The organism is Mycolicibacter kumamotonensis (assembly GCF_002086285.1).
Classification (GTDB): domain Bacteria; phylum Actinomycetota; class Actinomycetes; order Mycobacteriales; family Mycobacteriaceae; genus Mycobacterium; species Mycobacterium kumamotonense.
Window position 1 is genome coordinate 1 of the sequence record NZ_MVHU01000108.1, and the last position, 905, is coordinate 905.

Sequence of the window (905 nt, forward strand, 5' to 3'; positions counted from 1 at the left end):
GGTGGGCTGTGGTCGGCGGTCGTTAGTGGTGGGGTGTGGTCGCCACTGGTGGTGGTGACTGGGGTGTGCCCGCTTGGGTGGTGGATGGCGAGGTCGTCGGCGGCGGCTTGGGCCCGTATTTCGGCTTGGGTGATCGCGCGTGGCAGCACGTTGTCGGCGGTCAGGCCCGCAGCGCTACCGCCGCTGGTTGCGAGGGCTTCGCGGGCGAATAGCGCCCGCATGCCCTGCCAGCCGGCTTCGACGCCGGCCTTGCCGGCGCTGATAGCGGGGCCGGCGCCCACGGCGGTGAAGATGACGTTTTGCAGCAGTGCATCATCGGGGGTAACCCGGCCGGGGTCGAGGAAGCGGGAGGCGACGAGTTTGCCGTCCTGGTAGGTGAAGTAGGCGCTACTGCCGCTGCCCGCACCCTGGTCGTAGATCTCGCCGGTGCCGTTTTTGAGGGTGCCGGTCACCACCATCGTCTGGCCCGCCAGGCTGTATTCGAAGGAGAGGGCGCCGTCGGGGCCCAGGTGCACCGAGGCCGGATCAATGGTCGAGTAGTCGGGGATCTTGCCCAGGTCATCGAGGGCATCGGCAAGGTTCTTCTTCAACCCCGGCAATCGGGTCATCGCCTCTTGGGCTGCCTCGCTTCCCGCACCGTGTGCATACGCCTGGGCTGCGGCATCGTCGAGGGCCCTTTGGGCGGCCCGCACCCGGGCCATCGCATCCAGTACCGCTTGGTTGTTGGCGCGTAACAGCTCCTCGAAGGCGGACTGCTCGGCCGGCACCGTCGAATCTGGGCTCAGGGGGCCGTGCAGTGGTGCCGGGTCGTAGCCATGAGATAGCAGGTTGGTCGTCGAGGCCGCAAGGATCCCGGCGTAGTCGTCGCGGAGCTTTTCGAGTTGATGCAGGATGCCGGTGGTGTC

1 pseudogene is annotated in these 905 nt (G+C 67.5%); it reads right to left on the reverse strand.

What is annotated here, in order from left to right:
- Positions 1-905 (reverse strand): annotated as a pseudogene (locus tag BST28_RS24330) (hypothetical protein); the annotation flags it as partial.